This window comes from Priestia aryabhattai (assembly GCF_023715685.1).
GTDB classification, from domain to species: Bacteria; Bacillota; Bacilli; order Bacillales; family Bacillaceae_H; genus Priestia; species Priestia aryabhattai_B.
The window spans coordinates 978,855-1,004,204 of record NZ_JAMBOQ010000002.1; the positions used below are offsets into that span (position 1 = coordinate 978,855).

The 25,350-nt window shown below is 33.9% G+C and carries 33 protein-coding genes and 3 pseudogenes; 14 read left to right on the plus strand and 22 right to left on the minus strand.

Going from position 1 to position 25,350, the window contains the following annotated elements:
* Window positions 1–42: 42 nt before the first annotated feature.
* Complete coding sequence (locus M3225_RS11940) at window positions 43–309, minus strand: GlsB/YeaQ/YmgE family stress response membrane protein (RefSeq protein WP_251393785.1); 267 nt, start codon at window positions 307–309, stop codon at window positions 43–45.
* Window positions 310–526: 217 nt separating this feature from the next.
* Between M3225_RS11940 and M3225_RS11945 the strand changes: the two genes are divergently transcribed.
* Together M3225_RS11945 and M3225_RS29905 are read left to right on the plus strand one after the other, a co-directional pair.
* On the plus strand, window positions 527–862 hold the full coding sequence (locus tag M3225_RS11945; protein WP_251393787.1) for a L,D-transpeptidase: 336 nt from the start codon (window positions 527–529) through the stop codon (window positions 860–862).
* Between the two features lie 921 nt (window positions 863–1,783).
* On the plus strand, window positions 1,784–2,293 hold the full coding sequence (locus M3225_RS29905) for a CBO0543 family protein (protein ID WP_374109821.1): 510 nt from the start codon (window positions 1,784–1,786) through the stop codon (window positions 2,291–2,293).
* A 45-nt stretch (window positions 2,294–2,338) separates the two neighbouring features.
* Here M3225_RS29905 and M3225_RS11950 read toward each other — a convergent pair whose 3' ends face one another.
* The gene (locus tag M3225_RS11950) at window positions 2,339–2,521 is read right to left on the minus strand and encodes a hypothetical protein (protein ID WP_251393796.1); all 183 of its coding nucleotides are present in this window, start codon (window positions 2,519–2,521) and stop codon (window positions 2,339–2,341) included.
* A 147-nt stretch (window positions 2,522–2,668) separates the two neighbouring features.
* On the opposite strand from M3225_RS11950, the gene M3225_RS11955 reads away from it, so the two are divergent.
* Window positions 2,669–2,842: a hypothetical protein gene (locus tag M3225_RS11955; RefSeq protein ID WP_251393798.1), complete on the plus strand. Its 174-nt coding sequence runs from the start codon at window positions 2,669–2,671 to the stop codon at window positions 2,840–2,842.
* A 74-nt stretch (window positions 2,843–2,916) separates the two neighbouring features.
* Here the strand turns inward: M3225_RS11955 and M3225_RS29910 are convergent, their stop codons facing one another.
* The 6 genes and pseudogenes from M3225_RS29910 to M3225_RS29565 all read right to left on the minus strand — a co-directional run bounded on the left by M3225_RS29910 (window position 2,917) and on the right by M3225_RS29565 (window position 5,880).
* On the minus strand, window positions 2,917–3,207 hold the full coding sequence (locus M3225_RS29910; protein WP_374109826.1) for a DUF5776 domain-containing protein: 291 nt from the start codon (window positions 3,205–3,207) through the stop codon (window positions 2,917–2,919).
* A gap of 266 nt (window positions 3,208–3,473) precedes the next feature.
* Window positions 3,474–4,392 (minus strand): annotated as a pseudogene (locus tag M3225_RS11960) (zinc-dependent alcohol dehydrogenase family protein).
* 379 nt (window positions 4,393–4,771) lie between these two features.
* The gene (locus tag M3225_RS11965) at window positions 4,772–5,035 is read right to left on the minus strand and encodes a hypothetical protein (RefSeq protein ID WP_251393800.1); all 264 of its coding nucleotides are present in this window, start codon (window positions 5,033–5,035) and stop codon (window positions 4,772–4,774) included.
* Between the two features lie 233 nt (window positions 5,036–5,268).
* Window positions 5,269–5,391 (minus strand): hypothetical protein, encoded by a 123-nt coding sequence (locus tag M3225_RS29560; RefSeq protein WP_285885484.1) that lies wholly within the window; start codon window positions 5,389–5,391, stop codon window positions 5,269–5,271.
* Window positions 5,392–5,525: 134 nt separating this feature from the next.
* Window positions 5,526–5,707, minus strand: a pseudogene (locus tag M3225_RS11970) (YolD-like family protein).
* A gap of 44 nt (window positions 5,708–5,751) precedes the next feature.
* Window positions 5,752–5,880: a Fur-regulated basic protein FbpA gene (locus M3225_RS29565; protein ID WP_374109827.1), complete on the minus strand. Its 129-nt coding sequence runs from the start codon at window positions 5,878–5,880 to the stop codon at window positions 5,752–5,754.
* Between the two features lie 794 nt (window positions 5,881–6,674).
* Between M3225_RS29565 and M3225_RS11980 the strand changes: the two genes are divergently transcribed.
* The 3 genes from M3225_RS11980 to M3225_RS11990 all read left to right on the plus strand — a co-directional run bounded on the left by M3225_RS11980 (window position 6,675) and on the right by M3225_RS11990 (window position 8,595).
* Window positions 6,675–7,229 (plus strand): DUF3231 family protein, encoded by a 555-nt coding sequence (locus tag M3225_RS11980; protein ID WP_251393810.1) that lies wholly within the window; start codon window positions 6,675–6,677, stop codon window positions 7,227–7,229.
* Between the two features lie 10 nt (window positions 7,230–7,239).
* Window positions 7,240–7,788: a DUF3231 family protein gene (locus M3225_RS11985; RefSeq protein ID WP_251393812.1), complete on the plus strand. Its 549-nt coding sequence runs from the start codon at window positions 7,240–7,242 to the stop codon at window positions 7,786–7,788.
* A 231-nt stretch (window positions 7,789–8,019) separates the two neighbouring features.
* Window positions 8,020–8,595 (plus strand): GNAT family N-acetyltransferase, encoded by a 576-nt coding sequence (locus M3225_RS11990; protein ID WP_251393815.1) that lies wholly within the window; start codon window positions 8,020–8,022, stop codon window positions 8,593–8,595.
* Between the two features lie 536 nt (window positions 8,596–9,131).
* Here M3225_RS11990 and M3225_RS11995 read toward each other — a convergent pair.
* The 4 genes from M3225_RS11995 to M3225_RS12010 form a co-directional block, all read right to left on the minus strand.
* Window positions 9,132–9,413, minus strand: coding sequence for a hypothetical protein (locus M3225_RS11995; protein ID WP_251393818.1), 282 nt, complete (start codon window positions 9,411–9,413; stop codon window positions 9,132–9,134).
* Window positions 9,414–9,423: 10 nt separating this feature from the next.
* Window positions 9,424–9,813 (minus strand): SHOCT-like domain-containing protein, encoded by a 390-nt coding sequence (locus M3225_RS12000; RefSeq protein ID WP_251393820.1) that lies wholly within the window; start codon window positions 9,811–9,813, stop codon window positions 9,424–9,426.
* 13 nt (window positions 9,814–9,826) lie between these two features.
* Window positions 9,827–10,192: a DUF2089 domain-containing protein gene (locus M3225_RS12005; RefSeq protein ID WP_251393823.1), complete on the minus strand. Its 366-nt coding sequence runs from the start codon at window positions 10,190–10,192 to the stop codon at window positions 9,827–9,829.
* A 224-nt stretch (window positions 10,193–10,416) separates the two neighbouring features.
* Window positions 10,417–10,968 (minus strand): L,D-transpeptidase, encoded by a 552-nt coding sequence (locus tag M3225_RS12010; RefSeq protein WP_251393825.1) that lies wholly within the window; start codon window positions 10,966–10,968, stop codon window positions 10,417–10,419.
* A gap of 166 nt (window positions 10,969–11,134) precedes the next feature.
* On the opposite strand from M3225_RS12010, the gene M3225_RS12015 reads away from it, so the two are divergent.
* On the plus strand, window positions 11,135–11,308 hold the full coding sequence (locus tag M3225_RS12015) for a ribbon-helix-helix domain-containing protein (RefSeq protein ID WP_251393827.1): 174 nt from the start codon (window positions 11,135–11,137) through the stop codon (window positions 11,306–11,308).
* 367 nt (window positions 11,309–11,675) lie between these two features.
* Here M3225_RS12015 and M3225_RS12020 read toward each other — a convergent pair whose 3' ends face one another.
* Window positions 11,676–12,269, minus strand: coding sequence for a YdeI/OmpD-associated family protein (locus M3225_RS12020; RefSeq protein WP_251393830.1), 594 nt, complete (start codon window positions 12,267–12,269; stop codon window positions 11,676–11,678).
* Window positions 12,270–12,930: 661 nt separating this feature from the next.
* On the opposite strand from M3225_RS12020, the gene M3225_RS12025 reads away from it, so the two are divergent.
* The 3 genes from M3225_RS12025 to M3225_RS12035 all read left to right on the plus strand — a co-directional run bounded on the left by M3225_RS12025 (window position 12,931) and on the right by M3225_RS12035 (window position 15,043).
* Entirely contained in the window at window positions 12,931–14,121 is a 1,191-nt protein-coding gene (locus tag M3225_RS12025) for an MFS transporter (RefSeq protein ID WP_251393832.1), read from the plus strand.
* 115 nt (window positions 14,122–14,236) lie between these two features.
* Window positions 14,237–14,656 (plus strand): universal stress protein, encoded by a 420-nt coding sequence (locus tag M3225_RS12030; protein WP_251393834.1) that lies wholly within the window; start codon window positions 14,237–14,239, stop codon window positions 14,654–14,656.
* 168 nt (window positions 14,657–14,824) lie between these two features.
* Entirely contained in the window at window positions 14,825–15,043 is a 219-nt protein-coding gene (locus tag M3225_RS12035) for a helix-turn-helix domain-containing protein (protein WP_251393836.1), read from the plus strand.
* A 299-nt stretch (window positions 15,044–15,342) separates the two neighbouring features.
* Here the strand turns inward: M3225_RS12035 and M3225_RS12040 are convergent, their stop codons facing one another.
* The 4 genes from M3225_RS12040 to M3225_RS12055 form a co-directional block, all read right to left on the minus strand.
* The gene (locus M3225_RS12040; RefSeq protein ID WP_251393838.1) at window positions 15,343–15,603 is read right to left on the minus strand and encodes a hypothetical protein; all 261 of its coding nucleotides are present in this window, start codon (window positions 15,601–15,603) and stop codon (window positions 15,343–15,345) included.
* Between the two features lie 279 nt (window positions 15,604–15,882).
* Complete coding sequence (locus M3225_RS12045; protein WP_251393840.1) at window positions 15,883–16,164, minus strand: hypothetical protein; 282 nt, start codon at window positions 16,162–16,164, stop codon at window positions 15,883–15,885.
* Window positions 16,165–16,552: 388 nt separating this feature from the next.
* Window positions 16,553–17,782 (minus strand): NAD(P)/FAD-dependent oxidoreductase, encoded by a 1,230-nt coding sequence (locus tag M3225_RS12050; protein WP_251393850.1) that lies wholly within the window; start codon window positions 17,780–17,782, stop codon window positions 16,553–16,555.
* A gap of 356 nt (window positions 17,783–18,138) precedes the next feature.
* Window positions 18,139–18,435 (minus strand): hypothetical protein, encoded by a 297-nt coding sequence (locus M3225_RS12055; RefSeq protein WP_251393858.1) that lies wholly within the window; start codon window positions 18,433–18,435, stop codon window positions 18,139–18,141.
* A 465-nt stretch (window positions 18,436–18,900) separates the two neighbouring features.
* Here M3225_RS12055 and M3225_RS12060 point away from each other — a divergent pair, with 465 nt between their 5' ends.
* Both M3225_RS12060 and M3225_RS29570 read left to right on the plus strand, forming a co-directional pair.
* Window positions 18,901–19,173, plus strand: a complete 273-nt coding sequence (locus M3225_RS12060; RefSeq protein WP_251393860.1) for a GlsB/YeaQ/YmgE family stress response membrane protein — start codon at window positions 18,901–18,903, stop codon at window positions 19,171–19,173.
* Window positions 19,174–19,206: 33 nt separating this feature from the next.
* Window positions 19,207–19,332, plus strand: a complete 126-nt coding sequence (locus M3225_RS29570; RefSeq protein ID WP_285885486.1) for a hypothetical protein — start codon at window positions 19,207–19,209, stop codon at window positions 19,330–19,332.
* Window positions 19,333–19,548: 216 nt separating this feature from the next.
* Here the strand turns inward: M3225_RS29570 and M3225_RS12065 are convergent, their stop codons facing one another.
* The 3 genes from M3225_RS12065 to M3225_RS12075 are packed head-to-tail and all read right to left on the minus strand — an operon-like array spanning window position 19,549 to window position 20,741.
* Window positions 19,549–19,755, minus strand: coding sequence for a helix-turn-helix domain-containing protein (locus M3225_RS12065; protein ID WP_251393862.1), 207 nt, complete (start codon window positions 19,753–19,755; stop codon window positions 19,549–19,551).
* Window positions 19,756–19,765: 10 nt separating this feature from the next.
* Window positions 19,766–20,245, minus strand: coding sequence for a DUF2975 domain-containing protein (locus M3225_RS12070; protein WP_251393864.1), 480 nt, complete (start codon window positions 20,243–20,245; stop codon window positions 19,766–19,768).
* A 10-nt stretch (window positions 20,246–20,255) separates the two neighbouring features.
* The gene (locus M3225_RS12075; RefSeq protein WP_251393866.1) at window positions 20,256–20,741 is read right to left on the minus strand and encodes a DUF2975 domain-containing protein; all 486 of its coding nucleotides are present in this window, start codon (window positions 20,739–20,741) and stop codon (window positions 20,256–20,258) included.
* Between the two features lie 434 nt (window positions 20,742–21,175).
* Between M3225_RS12075 and M3225_RS12080 the strand changes: the two are divergent.
* Window positions 21,176–21,757 (plus strand): annotated as a pseudogene (locus M3225_RS12080) (M20/M25/M40 family metallo-hydrolase); the annotation flags it as partial.
* A 717-nt stretch (window positions 21,758–22,474) separates the two neighbouring features.
* Here the strand turns inward: M3225_RS12080 and M3225_RS12085 are convergent.
* Both M3225_RS12085 and M3225_RS12090 read right to left on the minus strand, forming a co-directional pair.
* On the minus strand, window positions 22,475–23,776 hold the full coding sequence (locus tag M3225_RS12085) for an MFS transporter (protein ID WP_251393876.1): 1,302 nt from the start codon (window positions 23,774–23,776) through the stop codon (window positions 22,475–22,477).
* A 220-nt stretch (window positions 23,777–23,996) separates the two neighbouring features.
* The gene (locus M3225_RS12090) at window positions 23,997–24,761 is read right to left on the minus strand and encodes an MBL fold metallo-hydrolase (protein WP_251393879.1); all 765 of its coding nucleotides are present in this window, start codon (window positions 24,759–24,761) and stop codon (window positions 23,997–23,999) included.
* Between the two features lie 117 nt (window positions 24,762–24,878).
* Here M3225_RS12090 and M3225_RS12095 point away from each other — a divergent pair, with 117 nt between their 5' ends.
* Entirely contained in the window at window positions 24,879–25,292 is a 414-nt protein-coding gene (locus tag M3225_RS12095; protein WP_251393887.1) for an Lrp/AsnC family transcriptional regulator, read from the plus strand.
* Window positions 25,293–25,350 lie beyond the last annotated feature (58 nt).

Genomic DNA, 25,350 nt, shown 5'->3' on the forward strand with positions numbered 1-25,350 from the left:
ATAAATATAAGAAGCTTCTCTTTTATTGTTTTTTCTTATTCATTATGCATGGCTACGATTGCCAGGACGTATTCTTCTCATAATAAAACTTACAATTAACACTAAAATAATGGAACCGATAATAGCAGGTATAATAGCAAATCCACCAATGTCCGGTCCCCAGTCTCCAAGGGTTATTCCGCCTAACCACGCTCCAATAAAACCCGCAATAATATTTCCAATAATACCTCCTGGAATATTACGCCTTGTAATTAAACCTGCTAACCAACCAATAATGCCTCCAACAACTAGCATCCATATGAATGACATAAATTATAACCTCCTTTTTAAAATTACATCCCTTATTTTCCCCAAAAAAAGAGCTAAGTTATTCGCGAAGATTCTGTCTCTCATAGTTTCTACCTACGTTAACTTCTCGTGGATTGAATCAAGAAGAGTTTGTTGCATTTTTATAATTAAATGTCAAAAACCTAAGAATTTCATAAAATATTATAAATTTTGAATTCCTTTATTTGGAGATGGTGTTATGGCACGATCAATTGACATATCAATCCACAAACATCAATTAAGACTTTTTGATGGTAATAGGTTGATGAAAGTTTACTCTATTGGTGTTGGCAAAATGTTAACTCCAACACCTTCAGGAACATATATAATTATTAATAAAGCATACAATCTGGGAGGCTTTATCGGAGCTTTTTGGATGGGTTTATCGAAGCCTCATTACGGAATACATGGAACAAGCAATCCAGCTTCTATTGGTAAGAACGTGTCACATGGCTGCACTAGAATGCATAATCATGATGTTATAAAATTATCACCGATGGTTCCTATTGGAACACATGTCTCTATCCATAAATGAGGTTCTAAATCAGAAGTGTAACGATAATATAGATAAATGTTTATGTAACAAATATTTTGTAAAAGAATTAGACGTAGAAACAAAGAAAGCCCCCACTCAAATGAGTGGAGGGCTCGCCTTTTCTGATGTCAAACAGAAAAGGATTTGCTAAGGGGATTGTTTGTTATCTGGGAGGATAACAAATGTAAATCTACTTGACAATACGGTCAAGAGAGTAAGAATAAGGTAGTAAGTTAACGGCAACTATAAGCTACCATTAATTAAAAGTTTACTCCTCTAAAATACACATGTCCACAATGTTGCTTCAGATGTTCTTCTCCATACCACAATTCGTACATCCCTAATAATAATTTAATACATATTAAATGTATAATTTGGTAATAACTAGAACAAATGCTATAAGGAGAATTTCATGTTGATTTTTGTATATATTTTTTTCATAACCCTTAACTTTGTTTCCTATTTTGTTCCCAAAAGATTATACAAAATCGAACTTTACTCTACCACCCTTTTTGGTATTATTGCAGATCTTATACTTGATTTACATTACAAGCTGTATGTTTATTTTGATGGAGGATTCCAATGGATGGGTTTGTTAGGAGAATTCTTGTGCTTTATACCAATAAGCATATTATTTTTGAATTATTATCCGTTATATAAACCACATAAGAATCAAATATTTTACAAACTTAGTTGGTCAGTAATCTCAACCTTGTTAGAATGGTTAATATTAAAAACTGATTTTTTTATGAAGACGGATGGAAACTTTGGTATTCAGCGGTAGCCTATCCAATTATATTTTTAATTCTTGTTATTAACCTGAAATTTGTTAAGGAACTCCTTAAGCAAGCCTCCTGTTGAGCTCTACCAAGAAATCATTAACAAACAAGAATTTTATAAAAATAGAAATGGAGAAATGTCATGCGTCTAATTGGATTGTTTTTATGGATCTTTGCGGCTTGGCGTTGGAGTGATTGGAAAAACTGGAGGAAGTATCATTCCACAATTCTATATATGATCATGTTTGCTTTATTGTATGAAGTTCTTACATACAATTATTCATTATGGATATTTAAAGCTACTCTTATACCGACCCATACTTTAAATAGCCTTTTGGTAACCTTCATAACTTTTCCTTGTTTGGTACTCTTATTTCTTTCGAATTTTCCCGAAGATGTTACTACTAAAAAAATTCTACATATCATTTTTTGGATTATTTTATATTCAATAGTTGAGTATTTTTATCATGCTGTTGGTCTATTCAAATATAGCCACGGCTGGAATTTTGGATGTTCCATTTTATTTAATTGTATTATGTTTCCTATGTTGCTACTGCATCATAAAAAACCTTTGTTAGCCTATTTCTTGTCCATTCCAATAGCTATTTTTTATTTAATCATCTTTAACGTACCTATTAGTAGTATGAAATAATAACAAATAAAAAAGCCTCTCTCATATGAGCGAGGTTTTATCTTTTTAGATATTCTTTTTCATCCCACAATTCGTACATTCGCGTAGAAACTTGCCACCACCTACGCTGCTTTTGAATTTAACACTGCCACAGTAATCACATCGGCCAGCGATTTTATCCGGTAAATCTTTGTATTCATAAATTTTGTTCAAATCAATATTCTCGTACTTATCTTCTAATTTTTCCATTATGGATCCCTCACATTCTTATTGCCTTATTTATATTGCCAAAAATACAGTTATGTAGACATTGGTATTAAAAAACAGATAAAAGAAGGTATTTCGTAAAAGAGCAGGAAATAGTAATTTTATATATTAAAGGCTGGAGGGATGGATATGCCATACGTCCGTGTAGATTACGCAAAAATAGTCAATGGAGTTAGCTCTCAAGGAAGTGTTATGCTATTAGCACACGAAGAAGAACTTGTGAAGGAAGCCAAAATGGAAGCGGCTAAAAAAGAGGGCACAGTAAGTGACAATGTTAAAATATTAGGTTTTAAAGAAATTTAATAAAAAAGCCCCTACTCCTAAGAGCAGGGGCTTTAATCAATAACCTTTAGATTTCAATACAGCTTGTAGTTTACTTATTTCTTAGTAAACCTCACATATTTCGGTGCAGCTGTGAGGTATGTGCCACTAATTAACTGGTACATATAAGCGGTATTTACTTTGGTTTTATTAACGACTGTGAATACATTGCCTTTTTTAGTTTTTCTTACTTTTGCATGCCAGTCAGGCTTGTTGTAGTACCACAAATCACCCACTAGTACCTTTACTGTGCCAATAGCTTCTGATTTTGCTGGTGACTGAACAGTTGTTGGTGTTTTTTGGGGGACTGATTTACTTAGTAAATTAAGAAATTTAGCGACACCAATTGCATGTGCCTGCCCTACCGCTTTTAAAAATTGTTCATTTTTTAAATATTGAGAGTCTCAGATGAATCGATATATAAATTTTCTGTTAATACAGCAGGTGCATTTGTATTACGTAAAACCGAGTAATTAGCCCCTCTGGTCATATTCCCATTCAAAAATAAAGAAGAAACCTACTGAAAAGCCAAAGAATATAAATATTCTTTGGCTTTTTAATGGGACTAACTTAATATTATTAGTCTACATTTTATAAAGAATATTCCTGACTTTTAACTAGTTAAAAGTATTTTACCCTTAATTTCATTATTAAGAGCTTTTTTTACATCTGAAAGATGGTACTGAACTTGGGTTTTTGTTAATGTTAACTGTTTCTCATGAACAAATTGTATAAGCTGATAAAATGTTTCGTGCCATTTACGTATAGAGACTTTTCGATTCCAATGACGTAAATGAAATATATTTGTATTTATTTTATTGTTATTCATAATTTCTGCCCAATTGACAGGTATTCCTGACAAAAGACCTATAGTCAAAAATATTCCATTTGGACTGACACAGTAGGCTAAGTTTGTACCAGATGATCCACCAATAGAGTCAATTGCTGCTTTAGCTCCACGACCATTCGTCAACTCCATAACCGTACAGTAGAGTGGAGTCATCTCTGTATTAATTACACATGAAGCACCAAGTTGAGTTAATTCCTTTGTGTAGGTATTATTTCGCGTTACTGCAATCAAACGAAACCCTAAAATACGGGATAATTGAGCAAAAATACGACCAATAGAAGAACCGCAGGCATTTACAATTAGGTCATCTCCTGGTTTTAACGCTAATTACTTCCGTACAAATCACCCATGCTGTGATAGGGTTGATATAAAGCTGTGCTGCTATGTAATCTTCTAGATAATCTGGAACTATAATGGCTAGTTCAGCTGACGTTTTGACAAACTCCTGCCATGTACCTTCACCTCGTAATGGTAATACTCGTTTGCCAAGAAACCATTTAGAAACAGATGGACCTACCTCCTCTACGGTACCAACTCCTTCATATCCTGGAATGGCAGGTAAAGAAATTCGATTTGAATAGGCCCCTCTAATAGGAATTAAATCAGATGGATTGATTGGTCGAGTTTTCATTCGCACTAGCACTTCACCAACCCCAGGATCTTTCACTTGTGTATTTTCTATTTATAGAACTTGTTGAGGTTCTCCGAATTCATAAAACTTAATGCTTGTTGCTTTCAAGATACATAGCCTCCTTTAGTTTGTTCACTTATATAGTTATATTGTACATCCTCTTCATTTCCAGTTCGCATAACAACTATTACGGATAGCTTGAAAAGAATTTCGGTTGGGGTTTTAATTCGTATGATTCGGGTGTATATCTCGTATTTTATTAAACTATAAACAAAAATATATAATTCATTTCGAGTACAAATTATATTTAATTAACAAGCTAACTTATTTTGCACCAAAACCAATATTCATATCTAAAACAAAAAAACAATGACTGTATTTAATAAAGGGGTTTAGATCTCTGAGGAAGCTTATATATCTTTACTTCTATTTATCTTTCAACCAGACCCATGACAAATGGAGTAAGATCACTCAACTTTTCTTTATCGCTAAGAATTTTCAAAAAAACATTGGAGACATGTTCAGGTATAGGTGTTTGACTATCTACAGTTGCCGTCAAAAAATAATATAAAAAATCAAAATGATTTTCTCTTCTCATTGCATCAACTAAATAATAAGCATAAAGATTATTATTTAATAGCTTTCTCCTTAAAACTATTCCAAAATCATACAACTCGTTAACAGTTGTATCCACAAGCTCTTCCTCCTTCTAAGCTTTATACGGATAAAAATTGAATTTCACATAAGATTACTTGTATAAGATCATAAACATAATTGATGCATCTACTATATATATTGAAAAAGGTTTATAACAGCAATAGACGACCTATTCATTCGGATTAGAATCGTGAGGTCGCCTACATTATTTTCATATTCATTTTTTTATCCTTTCAGTTTGCTTTATCAATAGATTTATTCTTCTATATTTTAATTTTCTAACTGCCTTGGACTCTCATCATGACATTGATTAAATAAATAAGTAAGGTACGAATGCAGTTCAAATCGGTCCTTCTGAATAAAATCAGACCATATTTGTTTGTTTTCTTCCATCATTCCTCCTTCTTTTTTATTTCATTTCTTTATCTTTACGGTTTCCTAGCCAGTAACCTTTTACACGTACAAAGTGACCATTTGTAAAAAAAATAGAGAAAACACTTTACTAAATTGAAATCAAACAAAGGAAATCAATAAATATCTTCAATACCGGATAAGCGAATAAAAAAATATTTTGTTTTTCATTTTTTAAAGACAGTGTCTGTTCATGAAGATTAAAATTATAAACACGACCTTTAAACGTTTGTAGTGACCCATTTTCATAATAATTAACCGTAACTGAACCATTTTTGATTAGTTTTTTCAAAAACATAGATTAATCCTCCTTTTAACAAATGAATTGCAATTAGCAAAAATCTAAAAACATAGATCTTGGATTGCTGGATTAACTATTTGATACTCTGTTTCTAACTCATGTAAGGTTAATTTATAAAGCTGTTTGTCTCCTTTTTTATAGATTCCTAAATGGATTAAAGAATCTATAATCGAGTTTTTTTACGTTGTATATCAGAGTAGATTTGTTCACTCATTATTCCACCGTCTAATTTCAGAATGGTCTTTCGTATGATTGTCGAACTATTCTAATTCATTATAAAGCCCGCCAGTTACAAGAAAATGAAAATGAAGTAAAACTGATGTAATAAATAAGTAAATTTGATTAGATAAGTGTCTGTATGTGTCCTATCTATTTACTTTAAAGTCAACGCTTACCGCCTCGCCTCATAATAAAAAATATTCCTATAAATTTCACTTTTAAGCAGTTCTTTTTCACAATTCTTGCATTCTTCTCTCAAGCGATTTGATTCTAAAACACAAAAGACTGTATTCATTATCCACTGTAATAACTCTCTATAAAAACTAAGATTAGGTATATTATGGTATCATTTTTTGATTAATGAAATACTTTCTACAAAACTTCCTTTAAACTTACATAAAATCGCAAAGTAAGACTAAATAATCTCGCAGTAGGTTATGAGTACATTATCATGGAGTATGTACTCTTTTTTTTTATATGTTGGGTATTAACCTAGTCGCTTATATTTTCCATGAAATGGCCGAGAGATCTAAAGATGTCCAAACATCTGAAGTAAAACGTAATGAGAAGCAATGGCAGCGTGAAAGATTGTATAGCTCAGACTCTAAAAAGAAGTAAACAAAGATAAGTTTTGCATTAAAAGACTCGCCGATTGGCTCGTTTTCAATAAATGCTGTAATAAAAAATCTTCTTTGTATTAAAAATATTCTTTAGGGGAAATTAAGAAAAAAAGAAGGTGAAGTATATGCCTGATATTTTGCAAGCCTTGAAAAATGTCGTTCAGTCTTTTATTAAAGATGAGAATAAAACGCCTCTTCATATTGGGGAGGCTATGGGGTGCTGGATATTTTTAGCGTTAGCTGGTGAGACACAAGTACAGACTGAAGCAGGAATTAACAGTACAACGGATCCTGAGTTGAGAAAAGTCCTTCAAGAAGCCGTCAACATGTTCAAATCACAGAAAGAGCGAATTATTACCTTTATGCGGTCAGAAGGAATTCCATCACCACCTCTTAGTGAATCCAAACCAATCTCTGACCCGAATAGTGTTCCATTAGGGGTTAAGCTCACAGATAACGAGCTTGCAAACAGCCTTAAGAAAAAAGTCTCCATGGCGATTACAAACTGTTCGGAAGCAGCATCGCAATCCCTTCGCAGCGATGTTAGCCTGATGTGGGCTGAATTTTTGCAAGAACACATAACCTTTTTAATAACCTTTAAATCATTGATGCGAAAACGGGGATGGCTGAAGGTGCCACCGCCGTATCATCCTGCAGGTCTACCCCAAGCAGAAAAGTGAGGTGAGAAATGTGCCAAATGTCGGAAAAGCTCTTACAAATATTATTCAATCATTTATTGACGAGGAACCCAAATCACCCTTACATGTGGGAGAAGTCATGTCCTGTTGGTCCTATCTTTCCGAATTAGCTGACGAACAAGTTCATTCCGAAGCAGGGATTAACAGTACAACGGACCCTGAATTACGAAAAGCTTTCCATGAAGCAGTTGAGATGTTCAAATCACAGAAAGAGCGAATTATTGCTTTTATGCAGTCAGAAGGAGTTCCTACTCCCCCTTTAAGTGAGTCCAAGCCACAGTCTAATCCAAATGATATTCCATTAGGTGTGAAGTTAACGGATGATGAACTTGCAAACAGCCTTAATATTAAAATGGTTATCTTAATTACCTACTGTGCAAATGCAATCATTCAATCCACACGCAATGACGTTACTTTGATATGGATTGAATATTTGCAGGAATATATGACGTTTGGAGCAACCCTAAAAGAACTCGTGAAAAGACGGGGATGGCTTAAAGTTCCTCCATACTACTATGCGCCAGGAACGCCGATAAAATGATTGTTGAAAAATAAATGGAGGAGGATTTATATACAAAAAAGTAAACCTACTGGAGTAGGGGATGATCAGATGGACATGGAATATGTCCTCTTTTTTTATGCTTTGAATTATCCCAATCACTTATCTATTTTATAAATTGGACGAGAGATAAAAAGATGCCTCATTGACAAAATAGAAAGTATAAGAGTCAGGGGCAATTTATCTGCTGTAAAAATTGGAATAACAAGTTAGATGGGAGAAGTTATTATGAAAATTAAAACATTTTACACATGGGACGACGAACTTTGGCAGAACGTGAGCCCCTTTTATTTGAAGGCATTTGGTGAGAAAGGGGCTAAAACAGTTAGGATCATCAAAAATATGTTTGCACAAGGAATTGCCGAGCTCCATGTGGGATACAAAGATTCAGTAGCAGTTGTTATGTCTATCACAGGAAAGCTTGTATCTGATCAGATGTTAATCATTGATTATTTGGCCGTATCGGAAAAAGAGCGAGGACATGGACTTGGCAAACACTTTGTTGATTACTTGCGACAGAAAGCAGTTGCTGAGGGATATCAGAAATTAATTATTGAGGCTGAGTCAGAGGAAACACTAGATAATAGAAGGCGTATTAGCTTCTGGCAATCCTGTGGCTTCCTTCTTACAGAATATGTTCATCACTACATATGGGTGCCGGAAACCTACTGTGCCATGTACCTTCCCCTCATTGCTGATTCAAGAAAGACAACTGGGGAAGAGCTGTTTGTGTATATCAATACCTTTCACCGGCTGTCGTTTCGTGGAGGTGGGAAGGAAGAAGGTTAGGGATTTATTCTACTTGCTTTTAAAGTTTTAAAGCCTTCTTCAGCACCTAGAATAATTAAATAAATAGATATTCATTAATGAGTGAAGTTGTGATTTCTTAAATACTATGTAGGTAACGCAGCAAGGTCACCTGTCTACGCAAAGTAATACAGTCCAATGTTCAAGGTTGTGTACAAGGTTACTGATGTAATAATTTTTAGACTTCTAGGGGTGGACTATTGGCCTTTATTCTTTATGAGATGGACAATATCCAAAGGTATCTCAACAGCTAAAGTAGAACGTAATGAGGATCAGTGGAAGTATGACAAATTATATGATCCAGATCCTACAGAGAAGTAAATAAAGACAAATAAAAAAGAGAAGTTTTTTTCTTCTCTTTTTACTATATAATTCTCTATACTTAGATACTCTTTTTTATACCACATTCTCTAAATTCAAGTAGGAAAGCGTCACCTTTCATAGAAATTTTGAAGTAAGCTAGAAATTAGACTTTCTCTCCAAAATTCCAGTGAGTGGTCGGTGTATTCTATAATAAATCATAGCCTAACCTTAACTTCAGTACCGTCCTCAGCTTTGATATCTACTAAAACGATTTCCTTATAATTTTTCAGTTCCTTGACGATAGGCTTTAGCATTTTTTTGTCTATTAGTGGAAAGGTAAAGTCCAGTTTTTTTCTTTCGAAGTATTCTTTTGTCCATTTGTTTGTATGTTGCTGAAAAAATTTTGAAGACAAAATGGAAATCGCAATGCTTAAAACAGCATATGGAATTGGGATGGTAAACCGAACGTCTTTTGCTTTCACTTTTACATGCATCATAAGCCAATCACTAATCAATGATGACTGAAACGGTATCCCCGTTTGCTGATTTAATATCAACAATTTGGCCATCTAATTCGTTTTCGATTGCTTCAATAATAAGGTTTATGTCTATATCTTTAACGTATTTTTCCGATTGAGGAATACTCGCTGCGATGCTGTGTCCAGCCATTAATACTAACTTAACAAGTTTTATTGGCAAATTAACCGTTACATTATCATTTTCAGTTGATACCACACGAATTTTTAAAGTTTTATCTAAATATGTAGTCGGTTTCTCAAAAAGCTTATTACTTGTTTCTTCTTTTTCTTTTAATAATTGAATCAGTTCTGCTCCCTTAACTGCATCAATTTTCCCTTCTTGAACCATTGTTAACACTCTTGTAATTTCCTCTTTCATGGTAACTTCCTCCCTATTTCTCTTTTAAGAGCTTAATGGCTTCTTCTGGTGTAATTTCACCATCTTCTAACATAGTGACAACTTTCTTTTCGTCTACTTCATTTTTCTTCCTCTGCACATATCCAAGGGATGAGATAATGTCTGTTAGCTTGCCTCGAACTGTTGGATACGAAATCCCCAGTTCCTTTTCAACTTCTTTGATATTCCCTCTGCATGTTAAAAATACTTCTACAAAATGAAGCTGATCCTTTAATAAAGATGCCAGCTTAGATAATTCAAACTCATTTTCAATCGTCGTGTGACAATGGGTGCACTGCAATTTTGTAATTTTCAATGTTCCACTGCAGACAGGACAATTTGTGATTACTTTATAAGCCATAATGAAATCCCCTTCTTTTAGTTAACTCAATTACATAACGAAAAATCAATAATTTAAATAATAAATTTAAATTTTATATATAAAAAAATAAATAATATTAATTTAATGTTTGATATTATTAATCATCTACTCAAAATAGAGGTTTAAAAAATTAGATGTTATAAATCAAATGACAAAAATTTCTGATAATAAAAACCATCTATAATAATAGATGGTTTGTTTGCTTATTTAGTGTTATATCCTTTAACTTTATAGCCGTAGATTTTGGCTAATTCTTGGAAGCTCTTAGGTGAGTTTGTAATTGCAACAGGAGTTCCCACCTCGACTTTATCATAAAGTTTTTCGATTGAAGCATTATGCATTCTTACGCACCCTTGACTCACATATTTACCGATGCTTGACTCATTTGCGTTACCATGAATCGCGTATGTATCACCTTTTGTTCCATTCGCATTCAATCCTAGCCATCTTTTACCTAGTGGATTACGAGGATCTCCACCTGGAATATGTCCAGTATAGTATGGTCTGTTCTTAATTTTATTTACAATTTTAAAATGCCCTACAGGCGTTTTCTCCCAACTTTTCCCCGTGGCGACTGGTTCAATCATCTCAACGTACCCGTTATGGTAGTAGATAAGTTTGTTGTAGTGCTTGTTAATAATAATGAAATCATCATTTTTAGTTGCGGTTGCTTCAACTGTAGCTCCTAAGCTCCCGAACAAGGTTACAAAAGCAATTGCAAATACCATTAAAGAATTTACTAAGAACTTTTTCATTGACCTATATTCCCCTTTTTTCCTGTTTATTATATACATAGCACTAATCATATTGGTTATATAACCGATATGATTAATATAAGTAATATATACCATTATAACCAACATAAGGCTTATGTTCAATATTTATTATAATGGGTATACTATTCAAAAGGAGGGATTTATTTTGGTAGTTGATAAAAGTAAAAATAAACAAGTCCTTGTTACATTTCCACTTGAACAGCTAGAAGAAATAGAAGATTATTGGCATGAAAAAAGATACAGTAACCGGAATGAAGCGATAAGAGCATTAATTAAAGAAGGGTTAAAACACAGAAATAAAACAGAAGAATCAAGATGATTATTCAATCGATTAGAATATACTTGTAAAAAATTAGTCAAATTAAAAATAGGAAGCCAGCACGTGGACTAGAAAAACACCTAGTAGTTAGGTGCTTTTTCTAATTTATTCAATCTCTGAGGTAGAGGACAAAATATTTTATAAAATAAAGAGAGGATTGCGCATACATACTCTCACACAATTATAGGGCACATCTAAATTATAAATTGCATGCCTCCAAGACGAAAATGTATTAGAAATATGGATAAGTTGTGCTATAGTAGCGCTGGAAGTAATACGTGAATTATCTGATGTATTCAACGTAGCAAAGAGCCACTTGTTTTATACAAGTGGCTTCTTATATGGGCTATGCTTTAAATAATATGCACTAATCATTTAACCCTTTTCCATTGAGAATGTTTTCCATGCATTTTTCAATCCTTGATACTCGAGTCTTAGATTGTTTAGCTGTAGAAAAATAAAGGATATATGCTCTTTGCCTTCCTGGAGTCAATGCTTCAAAAGCTGTTTTCAGAGCAGGGATTTCATCAAACTTATGTTGAAGTTCTTCAGGGATAATTAATTCTTCAGGCCTTTTAACTTTCACTTTCAAACCGGCTTTTTCCACTTCAATGGCCTCATAAATATAAGCTTTCAAGATGGCTTCCTTTTCAATTATTTCTTGCACATTGGTAAACCGAATCTGACGCGCCCCTTGTACATTCTCCGTTTGTTGGATTAAAACGCCATGAGAATCCTGTAACAAAGCACCTTTAGGAAATAAAAGCGCACAATATTCTTTAAATCCATGTATTAAAACAATGTTCTTTTTCTCGAACGTATAACAAGGATTCATCCACTTAAATTCTTCGGTCAACTCACAGTCAAGAACGACGTTTCTCAACGTCTCATATTCTTCTTTCCACTTTTTAGCTTTACTTAAAAATTCATCAACCTTAGGATTCATTCTGCTATTTGCCATCAAAGAACACTCCTGTTCAATTTTTCAATCAGTTGCTCTAACATCTGTGCAGTCAATCATCAAACCATTTGACTGTGATAATATTCTCCAAATTTATGAAATGCCCTTCTTCAATCGACTTGATAGTTATCAAAATTATAAACATTTCAATTTTGTTTGAGTATTACACAAAGCGAACATCAATTAGTTTACTTACTCTCATTTTGTTTTTTAATTCAAATACTTCATCAATAAAGAAGAATAACCCTCCCAGGGAATCAACAAACTGGATGAACCACGTTTCTGTTATACATTAACTTTGTTTGTAGTATGTAAGGCTTCAATCAGTGTAAGGTAAGCTCCTTTTTTAGATTTTATAAATTCACTAGTAGGTAAAAAGTTATTTTACATTGTACACATCTACAAATTTTCACTGAAAAGTTAAAAAATAAGTTCTATAAAGAAAACTGTATAAGATATCTATATATTAACGTTGACGTTAACGTTAAATATGGATATAATTTATTCGTGCAATAAATGGAATCATATATATTGTTTTGTATGAAAATAAGAAGTAAATAAAATGATCGAGGCTTTTCGCTCCTTCTATACTTATTTTTATACTTCTCTTTTAAGGTGAGAGAAGCTTGTAATCCACAAATTACATAAGGAGTTTTTAAGTATGAATGAAGAAAAATTGAAGGCACAAAGTCAGTCAAGTAAACAGCCTCTTGTCGTTTGGGTCATATTTTTTGCAACAATAATTTCCTTCATGGGATTAGGTCTTGTTGACCCAATTTTACCCGCTATTGCAAGTCAGCTTCATGCTACTCCTAGCCAAGTTTCGTTATTATTTTCAAGTTACAATCTAATAACAGGTGTAGCTATGCTAATAACAGGTGTAGTTTCTAGTCGAATAGGAATTAAATGGACGTTATTAACAGGTATCTTATTCACTATTGTTTTCTCTGCACTTGCTGGATCGTCTAATGGAATATGGCAAATTGTAAGTTTCCGGGGTGGTTGGGGGCTTGGTAATTCATTATTTATTGCTACAGCGTTATCTGCTATCGTTGGCCTATCTCTAGGAGGTACAGCCAAGGCTATTATTTTATATGAAGCTGCAATTGGATTAGGTATTTCAGTAGGCCCATTACTTGGCGGCGAATTAGGTTCTATTTCATGGCGTGGACCTTTTTATGGTGTTAGTGTCTTGATGATTGTAGCATTTTTAGCACTTCTACTGAAAATGCCACAAGTAGCAAAGCCAAAAGTTAAAAGCTCTGTATTAGATCCTATTAGAGCATTGAAGTTTCCTGGTTTATTTAGGCTGGGACTTACAGCTTTCCTTTATAACATTGGTTTCTTTACATTAATGGCGTATTCTCCATTTGTTATGAATTTGGACGAACACGGACTAGGTTATGTTTTCCTTGGATGGGGACTTTGTTTGGCCATCACTTCTGTGTTTGTCGCTCCAAAACTACAAGTAAGATTTGGAACGATTAAATCTATGTGTACAATGCTCATTTTATTTGCATTAACTTTACTAGCTATGGGGATCTGGACAGATTCTCCAACAGTCGTCATTATTGCGGTTATTGTTGCTGGTCTTTTCTTAGGTACAAATAATACTTTAATTACAACAGCTGTTATGGAGGTTGCCCCCGTAGAACGAGCAACAGCTTCCGCTGCATATAGTTTTGTTCGTTTTATTGGAGGAGCAATCGGTCCATGGCTAGCTAATAAGCTAGCTGAGACCTATTCTCCACATGTTCCATTTATAACAGGAGCTATTTTCGTTCTTTTAGCTATGCTTGTTGTTGCATTTGGGCGCAAACATCTGTTGCACGTTGATAAAATTACTCATTAAGAAAACTTAACAGGACCAATGAATATAATTCTTCAAATTTAAATGACATCTAAAAATAAATGCTCTTTCTACTAACATTTAAAGGGAAAAGTCCACCTTGAAAGGAGAACTTTATATGTACAAAAAAATTCTAGTAGCATTTGATGGTTCAAAGCCTTCTGTTCATGCTCTAAAACATGGAGCTGATTTAGCTAAAATAGTGGATTCAGAACTGGTAACAGTATTGCATATTAATCAAGATCTTCCTTTACAAGAACCGGTTCTTAATATTGATTTAGAAAAATTAATCGATGAGGAAGACCAGAAACTGCTATCTCCAGCAGTTCAATTTCTTTCTAAATCAAACGTTGGGTATGAAGTTCATACTTTTCATGGAGATCCTTCAAATATAATTACTTCCTATGCAGAAAGAGAATATTACGATGTAATTATAAGAGGTAATACGGGAAAAGGAGTGATAAAGGAGGCTTTATTGGGAAGTGTAAGTCACAAGGTTGCACATTCTGCTGACTGTCCAGTTATCATTGTAAAATAATCTTTCATAAGAACGTAAACGATTTTCTTCGGATTGTACTTTAATAAATAGAAGATAGAATGATTGATTTAACCTTTCCTAATAGAAATAAGCTGAACTATCATGCATTGGCGTTTCTTTCTATCAGAAAAGGGTGACTCAACTAATTTACATGGGGAATGAGAGTGAATGGATAAAGATCTCGTTAAACTAATAAGAAAAAGTTTTAACATGAATCAACGTGATTTTGCTAAAGCAGTTAATTGCAGTTTTTCACTAATTGCTTTAGTTGAAGTCGGAAAAAGAAGAGTAACGAAGGATCTTGAGAATAAAATTAAAGTTGCCTTTAATCTTGATGATCCAATACTAACTACCTCTGCAGATGATTTTTTTGAAAAAACCAGTTAATTTCTACAATTAATATGAGAAATTTGTTTTTTATTAAAAATCCTTTTAATTGAAAAGCCTTTGCCTATAATGGCAAAGGCTTCTTTTTTACGAGTTTCTTCTATTACATTTGTTGACGACAAATAGTATTATATATAAATTTATCAAGACAAGAAGATTTTTGACCTAAAAAAGCCCCTCCCCTGGTTTTATTATTTACTTGTACAGGTGGCAAATATGATGTAATCATTTACTCAAAAGAATAGATAAAAACTATAAAATTGAAGATTTTTTGATGTTAATAAAAAAACGCCCAAATATTAGGCATTTTTTTCTAACGTTACAATATGTGTTTCGTTATCTATTAGCTTAAAATACTGGTTTGGATATGTCCCAACATAAGTAGGTAAATTCCCTTTTTCCTTCTTCCCTTCCCTATCTGCATAAACATTGTAACCAGCTCCATCAACAGTCCCAAATCCGTAATACTCTTGCCCTTTTCTAATATTCAAGCCTTCAACCAAACCATCTATGATACAAACAATTTTTATAAATTCAATTTCTGTTTTTTTTACACTCATACTTCCACTCTCCCACTTCTTTTAAAGGTATTTCATTTCTAAACCCTTAAAAAGTTTTATACAAATAAAAAAGGACATGTCTTTTATGTCCTGGTGCTTAGTACTGTCCCCGCCTACGCCAAATACGATGACAGCCACTCATGCTATCCAACCTATTATCATTATAAACGAAAGCGTTTTCTAAGTAAATGATTTAATTGAATATTCAGATTATATTACTTATTTAACCTTATTATACGAATCCTTTCGTTGAAAAAAGATACCCTTATCGAGTATCTTCTATGATCCTGCATATTTAGATTGATATTCCTTTACGATTTTATCCGTTACATCTTCAAAAGGTTCCTTAATCCGCCCTTTTTCCATCCATTCGGTTCTTTGTACTCGAAATGGTGTCTCTCTTTCGAATAGATAATCAATCGCGGTCGTAAACCGTTCATCTGTTTTTCTTAGCATCAAATATCCCCTCCCATCTGATAAATGAAAGTCAATTAAACCTATTTCATCCTCTATATTTATTCCTGCTACATTTATGTTTCCAATTTCTAAAATATAAAACATGTCTACCCCTCCTATTTACTTTTTTATCAGTGTAGACATTTTATTAACAAGAGAACCTTTCTTTTGACAATCTAACAAGACCTTTTTTATCTCTTTATTCTTCCAGATAGTAGTATCACTAACATTTCGGAAATTTTATATACTAAGCGCATTTCGATATAAATATAGCCAAATATCTGTACGTCAAGGAATTTGGCCTATATTATAGATTAACTTTTATTTAATGGTTTTAGATATATGGAATGTGACTTTAGGAAACATATGATTATTTCAACTTTATAACTTTTTTAAGTTAGTTTTACAAACCTAAAATTCAAAACATATTGTTGCTTTATGTTTATAGCGAATTATTTTTGTACTTGAATCACTTAGTTTCTAAAAATTATTGCTAGATCGACTGCATAATTCGTGCGAGTTCTCTTTCTAAAGCAACGGGCTCGTTTGAGTAATTATAAATTCCTAAAAACTTTTCTATAGCCTGTGGATGGGTACTGATTAGCTTGTTGACAGCATTCTGTTGTTCAGATATGCGTTCATTCTTCGAAATTTGGCATCCCATGTGAAACCGAACCATAAACTCGTCTTCTATTGCTTTTTGATATTCTTCAGATATTTGATTTGATTGATCGGATTGTCCCTTATATTTTGAGAGAATGTTGGATAATATACGTGCTCCACATATAGCATCATGGATACCTTGTGCCATGCCAGGATCTTTAAAACAAACTGCATCTCCAACCAACGCCCATCCTTTTCCCATTCCTTTATACCAGTAATTATCATATCCGATAATGCCTTTAACGGATTCTACTAATTCTGCATTTTTCAAACGCGCCCCTATTGTTGTACTCGGAAAGTTATCTGTTAAGAAATTGCGCAGACAGCTTTCCGGATTTAATTTCAACTGTTCTATCAACTCCTTATTTTCTAATGGGAAAATGCCGACAATAACATATAAATTATCATTCGTCGGAAAGAGAATGGCTGTGTTATCTTTTATCTTGTATACTTCAAATTTAGGGACATTATCATGGCGAAATTTAGAGAAGTACCCGAAATAGATGCCGACTTTTGCCGGAATGCTTATTTTGAGTTCACTTTTTACCAGCTTGCGAATAATTGAGGATCGGCCGTCTGCCCCGACTACGAGACGAGCTAAAAATTCTTGTTTCTCGTTGTTACCATCTAAACCTTTCACGCCTATTACTGTTTCGTCATCATGGATGACATCCGTCACACGAAACCCTTCTAAAACGGTTACATTCATTTGAGATTTGGCTTGTTCAAGTAGGATATGATCGAGATAAGTTCTTCTAATACAGTAACAACTGTCCTCTCCGTCAACCTCAGGGATGAGTCCTTCTATCACGGTATCCTCAAATTGAAATTTAATATCTCGTACCGGTGGTGCTTTTGTTTCCAATAACTTGTCCATGACACCGATTTCTCGAAGAAGAGCGACAGTATTATTGAAAAAGGTATGGGTTGATAATGTGTCCCTTGGAAAGGTCGATTGGTCCACTAACAACACGTGGAAACCTGACTTAGCAAGACAAATAGCCAAGGTAGAGCCGGCACATCCAGCACCGGTAATGAGGACATCATACGTCTTATTCATCGTGTCACTCCATTTCTAAGTACAATTATTAACTTGCGTATCTATTAGAAGAGTTCTAAAGCTAATGCTCCTACGAGTTAAAGCACTGAGGTAATTTGGTAAGGGTACGCTACATACATAAAGTATGGAAGTTAAAACAAATTAAGTACAGAAAATTCCCACCTGCTAAACAATTAAAAAGAATTTGTGGTAAAAATCGAATGATATTTTAGATATTAAATGGTGTCCATAAATCTATACTAACTCCAGTACAGAAGTAAATTATTCTATATAAAAAAGTAAATGAATAAACTCTGTTATAAAAATTATAGTTTTATCTTTTACTCTTACTGACGACAAATACGAACTTTTTCTATTTACTTAACGTTATAGAGTTTCCATATATTTTTCTCTTTATGATCTATATACGTGCTCCATTGTTCTCTTTGACTAATATAATCCTCAAACGTAGCGTTTCTAACTACAATATAACCACCACATTCATCTGCGGTCTGTTTGGCAATGGACTGTTTGTCAAAGGGAAATGCGACCAATTCATCATTTATAAATTCGTAACTGGATATCTCTTTCCTTTTTACGTTTCTACATGATTCATTTACATAATATAGCTTACCTAACTTTATAAAATAGTATGGATATTCTTTGTTAGGCAATTTACTTCCCTCCATTTCTACACCCTTCAATTGCTTTATAAGTAAATATTAGCCTATTATTCTGACTTAAAAACCTAAAATCCTTCTAAAAAAGCCACTCTTTTAGAGTAGCTTCAATTACGCAAATGTTAATGTGTTACGCTACCGAAATAGATACCAATTAGGTAATGGAGTCGGAATTCTTTAGATATTATGTAGCTACTAGAGTAAGGTTGCCTGTCCACTCAAAAAATGACACATAAACCTTACTGCAGTAGGTAAGGTTTATGTGGTGATGCAGGATGCGCTCGTTTTTTATATGTTAGAGGTTGGCCTAGTCGCTTATATTTTTTATGAAACGGACGAGAAATTAGAAGGTGTCCTTATATATAAGTGAAAAACTCTAATTAGGAAAAAAATAACAAGGTTAATGAGTTTTAGTGAGGAGTAAAGTCAACTAAACAATTTAAAAGGAGGGAATTATTAATGGAAATTCTATGGATGCTAATTGTAGGTGGAATTATTGGGTGGCTCGCCGGTTTAATTACAGGATGCGACGTTCCTGAAGGTATTAATGGTAATATTATCGCTGGCTTTATTGGTTCTTGGTTAGGCGGCCTTATCTTGGGAAGTTTGGGGCCAGTCATTGGTGGTTTTGCAATCATCCCAGCAATTATTGGATCAATCATTTTAGTATTAATTGTAAGCTTTCTTTTAAGAAAAATGGGTCAAAAAAAGAATCATGGTCATCATGTATAAAAATTGAAAAAACTTAAATTGGAGTGACTAAAAATGAGAGAAGAAAATAATTCTATGCTACATGATTTTATTGAGGATAACCAATTTGAACTAGATTCTTACCTTACTTATTTGTTCGATCAAATTAATAATGATAGCGAAATTTTGTCAGAAGCTTAATGAGATTACAGATATTTTATTATAAAGAAAAAGACAAAAAAATAATAAATCAGAATATAGTATAAGCGACCTTAGTAACTTTGTTTACAGTATATAGGGTCGCTTATTATTATGGACAATATTTAAAAATAAAGTGCAGATATGCTTCTTTACTGCGGTAGGTAAGGAGTAAATGGTCCTGGAATATGCGCTTTTTTTTATAGGTTGGGGATTGGCCTAGTCGCTTTTGTACTCCAAAATATCACCTGGCTGACAATCTAAAGTCTTACATATCGCTTCTAATGTTGAAAAACGAACTGCTTTTGCTTTCCCATTTTTCAGAATAGAAAGATTCGCCATAGTAATTCCAACCCTCTCCGAAAGCTCCGTTACGCTCATTTTTCGTTTTGCTAACATCACATCAATATTAATAATAATTGTCATATCCTGGACCTCAGACCGTCAAATCATTTTCTAATTTTATGTTAATCGCTTCTTGTAGAAGCCGTTGGAGGATAGCAGCAAAAACGGCGATAACCAACGAAGTAAAAATGATGATGAGTCCCATTAATCCAATAGGAGGGTCAACTTTCTTCGCTATAAAATGAAAGAGTGGCAAACCTAATACATACAAACCACTGATTGTAATCGCACAGTACTTTATGTTCTTTAATGACTTTACAGATAATTCCGAGAACGCTGTGTTCTCGTCAATGTACCGTAAAAGATTGAAAGCCTGATAGAGAGCAAAGTAAAAAGGCACAGCCGCCCCATACATCACGATGAAAACGAGATATTTCATTGGGGCAATATTTGGATACAATTTTGCTGCGAAATTCGCCATATGGGGTACTAAAAATATACATAAAGCAAGAACTGGTAGTCCTATAATAAAAACAGCTATTTTTAAAAACAATGTTGTGACTTCTCTCAAAATAAACACCTCACATTTTTATTTCATTTTTCTCTAGGAAATTTTTAATTGGTTTTTGAAGAACACTTACAAAAGTTGCAACAGTACTTGTCATTAAAATACCCATTAGACTTAGTGATATTGGACCTGCTGCATCGTCACCTGTAACTTTAGCAAGCACCATTAAGCTTACTATCCCTAACATAATGAAGAAAATGACTGCAAAAATACATTTCTTTATAACCTTCAAAGATTTAAGGGATAACTCAGAGAAAGCATTGTTCCTTTCAATATAGGTTAATAGTTTAAATACTTGATACAACACAACAGAAAACGTAATACAGATTCCGTATGCACATACTAAAAAGGGGATTAGGAAGTAAGCCATATCTGTATGTACTCTTGCATCTCTAACGGCTATCTCAGGCAACCAATAGATACACAAAGCAAGCACTGCAATTCCAATTAGAAAAATAATTACCTTTAAGAAAGTGGTTGAACCTAGTTTAACGTTCATTTAAAACACCTCACTTATTTAATAACAACATGATTTTAGCACGTTATTTATCGTTTTACAATAAATTTATGTTGCTATTTATTATATTGTTATTGTTATTAGAATATCCTTTTAATTTCGACAAAAATAAAAAGCATTTCTCATTACAAAGAAATGCTCTTACTTTAAAATGTTAAATTTACAACTTGTTCAACACAACTTCCAAATAGTTTAATAAAGTAAATCAACAACGAAAGATAACAGAACCTACTTAAAATAAATAATATCCTTCATCGTAAATTGTTTATCGGCAACCCAAAATCTTTGAGCTGGTATAGCCTTCACTTTATCCCATGAATTGTAGGCAAACAAAAGTTATAGAAAGTACGAAGGATAGTTAAAGCGTATTGAGCATACATAAATTCATTGTATATGAATGAGGATGATCATAATGATTAACTTACGAAGAACTCATAGAATACTGCGTCCAGAACTATGGTCAAGAACAGATTAATGATCTTCAAACTTCTGTTTTAAAGAATAGAAATGGTAAAGACGATCGTGACTTGACTATTGAGTTTGTTGACCAATTATCTATTTTGTGCAAAGAGTTAGCGCCAATGATTGTTATCTTTTTTGCTCCTCCCTATTATCCAGCTGTTAGCTCGTGTCACAATCTTTTTATTCAAGACGTAGTTTATAATATGGAGAAATATGCTTATGACAACCATAATGTTACTTTTAAGAAACAGAACTATTTTGGGGGAATTTCTGATCTTAGCTACGTAGGCTTACAATATCCAGCAGAATCCATGAAACCACTTACTACTAATATGCCATTATGGAACAACGGTTACTCCGTACCACTTGATGAATTAGAAAGATTTAACGTGCCAGTTCTAAATGTGGGTCCTGTAGGAAGGGATGCTCATCAATGGACAGAACGTTTGGATATAGATTATGCGTTTGAAACGCTATTAGATATGCTTCCTGTATGTATTCATAAATTATTAAATCCGGTATTAGAGCGAAAATAATTTATGTGAAGCTACACGCCCTATTTATTCAATAAAATGTTAGTCGATATGAGATATAGGAATGTTTATAAAGAGTGGTTCCCCTATAAATGGAGAATTGTTCTTTAATAGATTACCTACTGAATTCTTACTTAACATAATAGATCTCATCATCAGAAGTAAAAAAAGAAAGCTACCCCATCGTTGCAGGACGAATAGCTTTTAGGGAATTTGTATGCTTCAATTCATAAAAAAGTCTGAATAATTGTACAACAAATTTATAAATAAGGCAATATAAAACAACCTTGAGCATATATATAAAAGGTGCGCTTTTTATACACCTTTTCATTAATCACCCATCTGAAGAACATTGCTACATCAGGGATGTATAAAAAGCTGCATACTCCGGAAAAGAGTCCTTGGTGGAATCCTACTGCCCCAAGGGTTCTTTTTTGAGTTGTGTTCCGGAAAGAGTGATTATGTTAACTAACTTTGCATACTATATACAATTTAAAAATAGAAAAACCACTGTGCCTAATCAGTTTTTTCTATCTTGAGTACAATACTCAAAGTACTAGATACTATTCAACTCTTTCCTTATGAAATACAAACAGACAAACCATTTAATGATTTGCCTGTTTGAAGAATAACAGTCCCAGTTACTACTTTTTCCTCTAAATTAAGAGATAACCGAAAAACTACAACTGTTTTACTGCATATAAAATCTTATATTAGCTTTTAGCTTTGACTCTTACGAGACCAAACAACTACAGGAATAAGCACTAGTGAAAGAATGGCTCCAGAAAGTGATAATACTGCATAACTAGAATGAGCGACTACCATTCCTGATACCCCCCCACCAGCTGCTCCTGACAGTGCAAATAAGACATCGACTGATCCTTGTGTTTTTGCACGTACAGATGGATGTGTTGAATCTATAATGAGAGCCGTTCCACTTATTAAACCAAAGTTCCAGCCCAAACCTAGTAGTACTAACGCCAGGATAAGTAGTGGCATTGAGCCTACCGGTGCAAAGGCTGCTACCAATCCAGAAGCTAAGAGCGTAGCACCAGAAGCAACGGCCATAGTAGTACGGCCAAGCTTATCTACCAGTATACCTGTCAATGGTGAAGGAAGGTACATAGCTGCTATATGGAAACCTATAACTACCCCTACCTCTTGCAAGCCATGACCATGATGTCCCATATGAATGGGTGTCATGGTCATAATGGCTGCCATGACAAATTGAGTCAAAATCATAATTACAGCTCCTACCACAACACCTTTTTTGTTGATATTAGCACTCTTTAAATTTGTCTCTGTCTCTGTAGTATTCACATTTTTCTGAGCACTCGCAATAGCTGTAGACACAACCAAAGGATCTGGACGAAGAAAAAATAAGATCAATAATCCGGCAATTATGAAAGCAGCTCCTGACAAGATGAAAGGGCCAGCCAAAGTTGGAACACCGATTGAATCCGCAAATTCTCCCATTGTATTGACCAAGTTAGGAGCAACTACAGCACCCAAGGTAGTGGAAACCATGGCCATACTTGCGGCAGTTGCCCTTTGTTTATCTGTTGCAAGATCCGTCCCTGCATATCGCGCTTGTAGATTAGACGCCGTACCAGCTCCATAAATAAGAAGGGAAAGGAATAAAAGTGCAATGTTGTTGGTTAAAGCTGCAATGATAACACCGATAGCGCCTATCCCTCCTGCAAGGAACCCTCCTGCAAGTCCTGCTCTACGTCCAAAACGTTGTGAAGATCGGCCTATAAGTAGGGCAGCTCCTGCAGAACCTAAAGTAAATAGAGCCGTTGGAATCCCTGCTGCATTTTCCGTCCCTAGCATGTCTTGTGCAAGAAGTGCCCCTACTGTTACACCGGCTCCAAGTCCTGCTCCCCCAAAGATTTGTGAAAACATCAAAATTCTTAATGTTTTATTATAAAGTTTTGCTTGTCTTTCTGGTGAATCAATATATTCTTGCAACCATATAGGCTGCTGTGTTGATACATTTGTATCTTTTGCTGTCATTGTCATGAACTCTACCTCCTAATAAAATATTTTGTAGCTTTTCATATTTGTTTTGTCATCCTTAGAATATTTAATTTTTCATTCCACATATTTAGGATTTTCGGTATATTTACAATTCACTATATTCGTCATTGGAAGAAGCTCATAATTAAATTTCTGATAATTATGAGCTCCTTCTATTTCTTATTTTTAAATATGAACACAACAATATTGGTCGGTGTTCATATTAAAATGTGTAGGATTCTCCATCTTCAGGTATTAAAATACTATTTGAGAATCCTTTTCCTTTACTAAAGTTTTTTAGTTCTTCTCTGGATAGTGTCCAATGGTTAACAGCTTCCATATGAACAGAAATAATCTTAGCATTAGGAGCCGCCTTGTGTACTTCATAGATGTCTTCTTTTCCCATAATGAGAGAACCATATTCTATAAATTGATTATCTCCGCCATTGACGACAATAATATCTGGTTCATGAGTATCTAATTCTTCCTGTACACCTTCATACCAGACTGTATCACCAGCTACGTACAATGTTTTTTCACTTGGATGTTTAAAGACGACACCACATACTTCCCCCATAAGCTTTAATAGTTCTTCTCCTCTTCCATGCTCGCCTCTTGTTTTAACTAATTGTATGCCTTCAAAGACAGTGTCCTTTGATAGTACCTCTACATTTTGGAAACCGACATTTTGGACTTCCTTTGCCTCTTCTTCATTTTGAACGAACATTTTAGTATCTTTTGGCAATAGTCTTTGTGCTGCCTCGTCAAAATGGTCTAAATGAAGATGAGTGAGAATAACTGCATCAATTCTACTAATAATATCATCAACTGGGATTGGTAAACTCACTACAGGATTGTTTTGATCTTGCTTAACCGAATCAGTGAAAGGGGGGTACGTACCTTTCTCTGCTAACATAGGATCTATTAAAAACTTTTTGCCAGCATATTCGACTACGATTGTGGCATTTCGGATTTGTTTAATATTCATCTTGATTGCTCCTTTTCTTTAATCTACATATAGCTTATACTATGTCCAGTGCATGATTACATAGATAAAATCAAGTCTTTTACCCGTTTAACTTGATTTTTGAAAGGATTTGAAGAAATGTTAGATCATACGGACATGAGCATCTTGCGTGAGCTGTCTAAAAATAGTCGAATCACAATGAAAGAATTGGGTGAGAAAGTCCATTTAACTGGACAAGCAGCTGCAGCTAGAGTAGCTAAACTTGAGGATAATGGAATAATTGAACGTTATACAATTGAGGTTGATCAACCTCAATTAGGGTGTTTAATACATGCCTGGATTAATATCTATACAAAAAGCACCCATCATCAGCCTTATCTCTCCTTTATCGAAACTCAGGAGAATTATGTATTAAATAACTATAAAATTAGTGGAGATGGTTGTTATCTTCTTGAATGTAGATTTCCATCTAATGAAGTATTAGATCAATTTTTGACGGACTTAAACAAGCACGTTAACTATAAATTATCGATTGTGATTAATAAACTGTAATAAATAGTATTAGAAAACGTCTTATATCTCTATATAAAGTCTTTTTAGTACCGAGAAA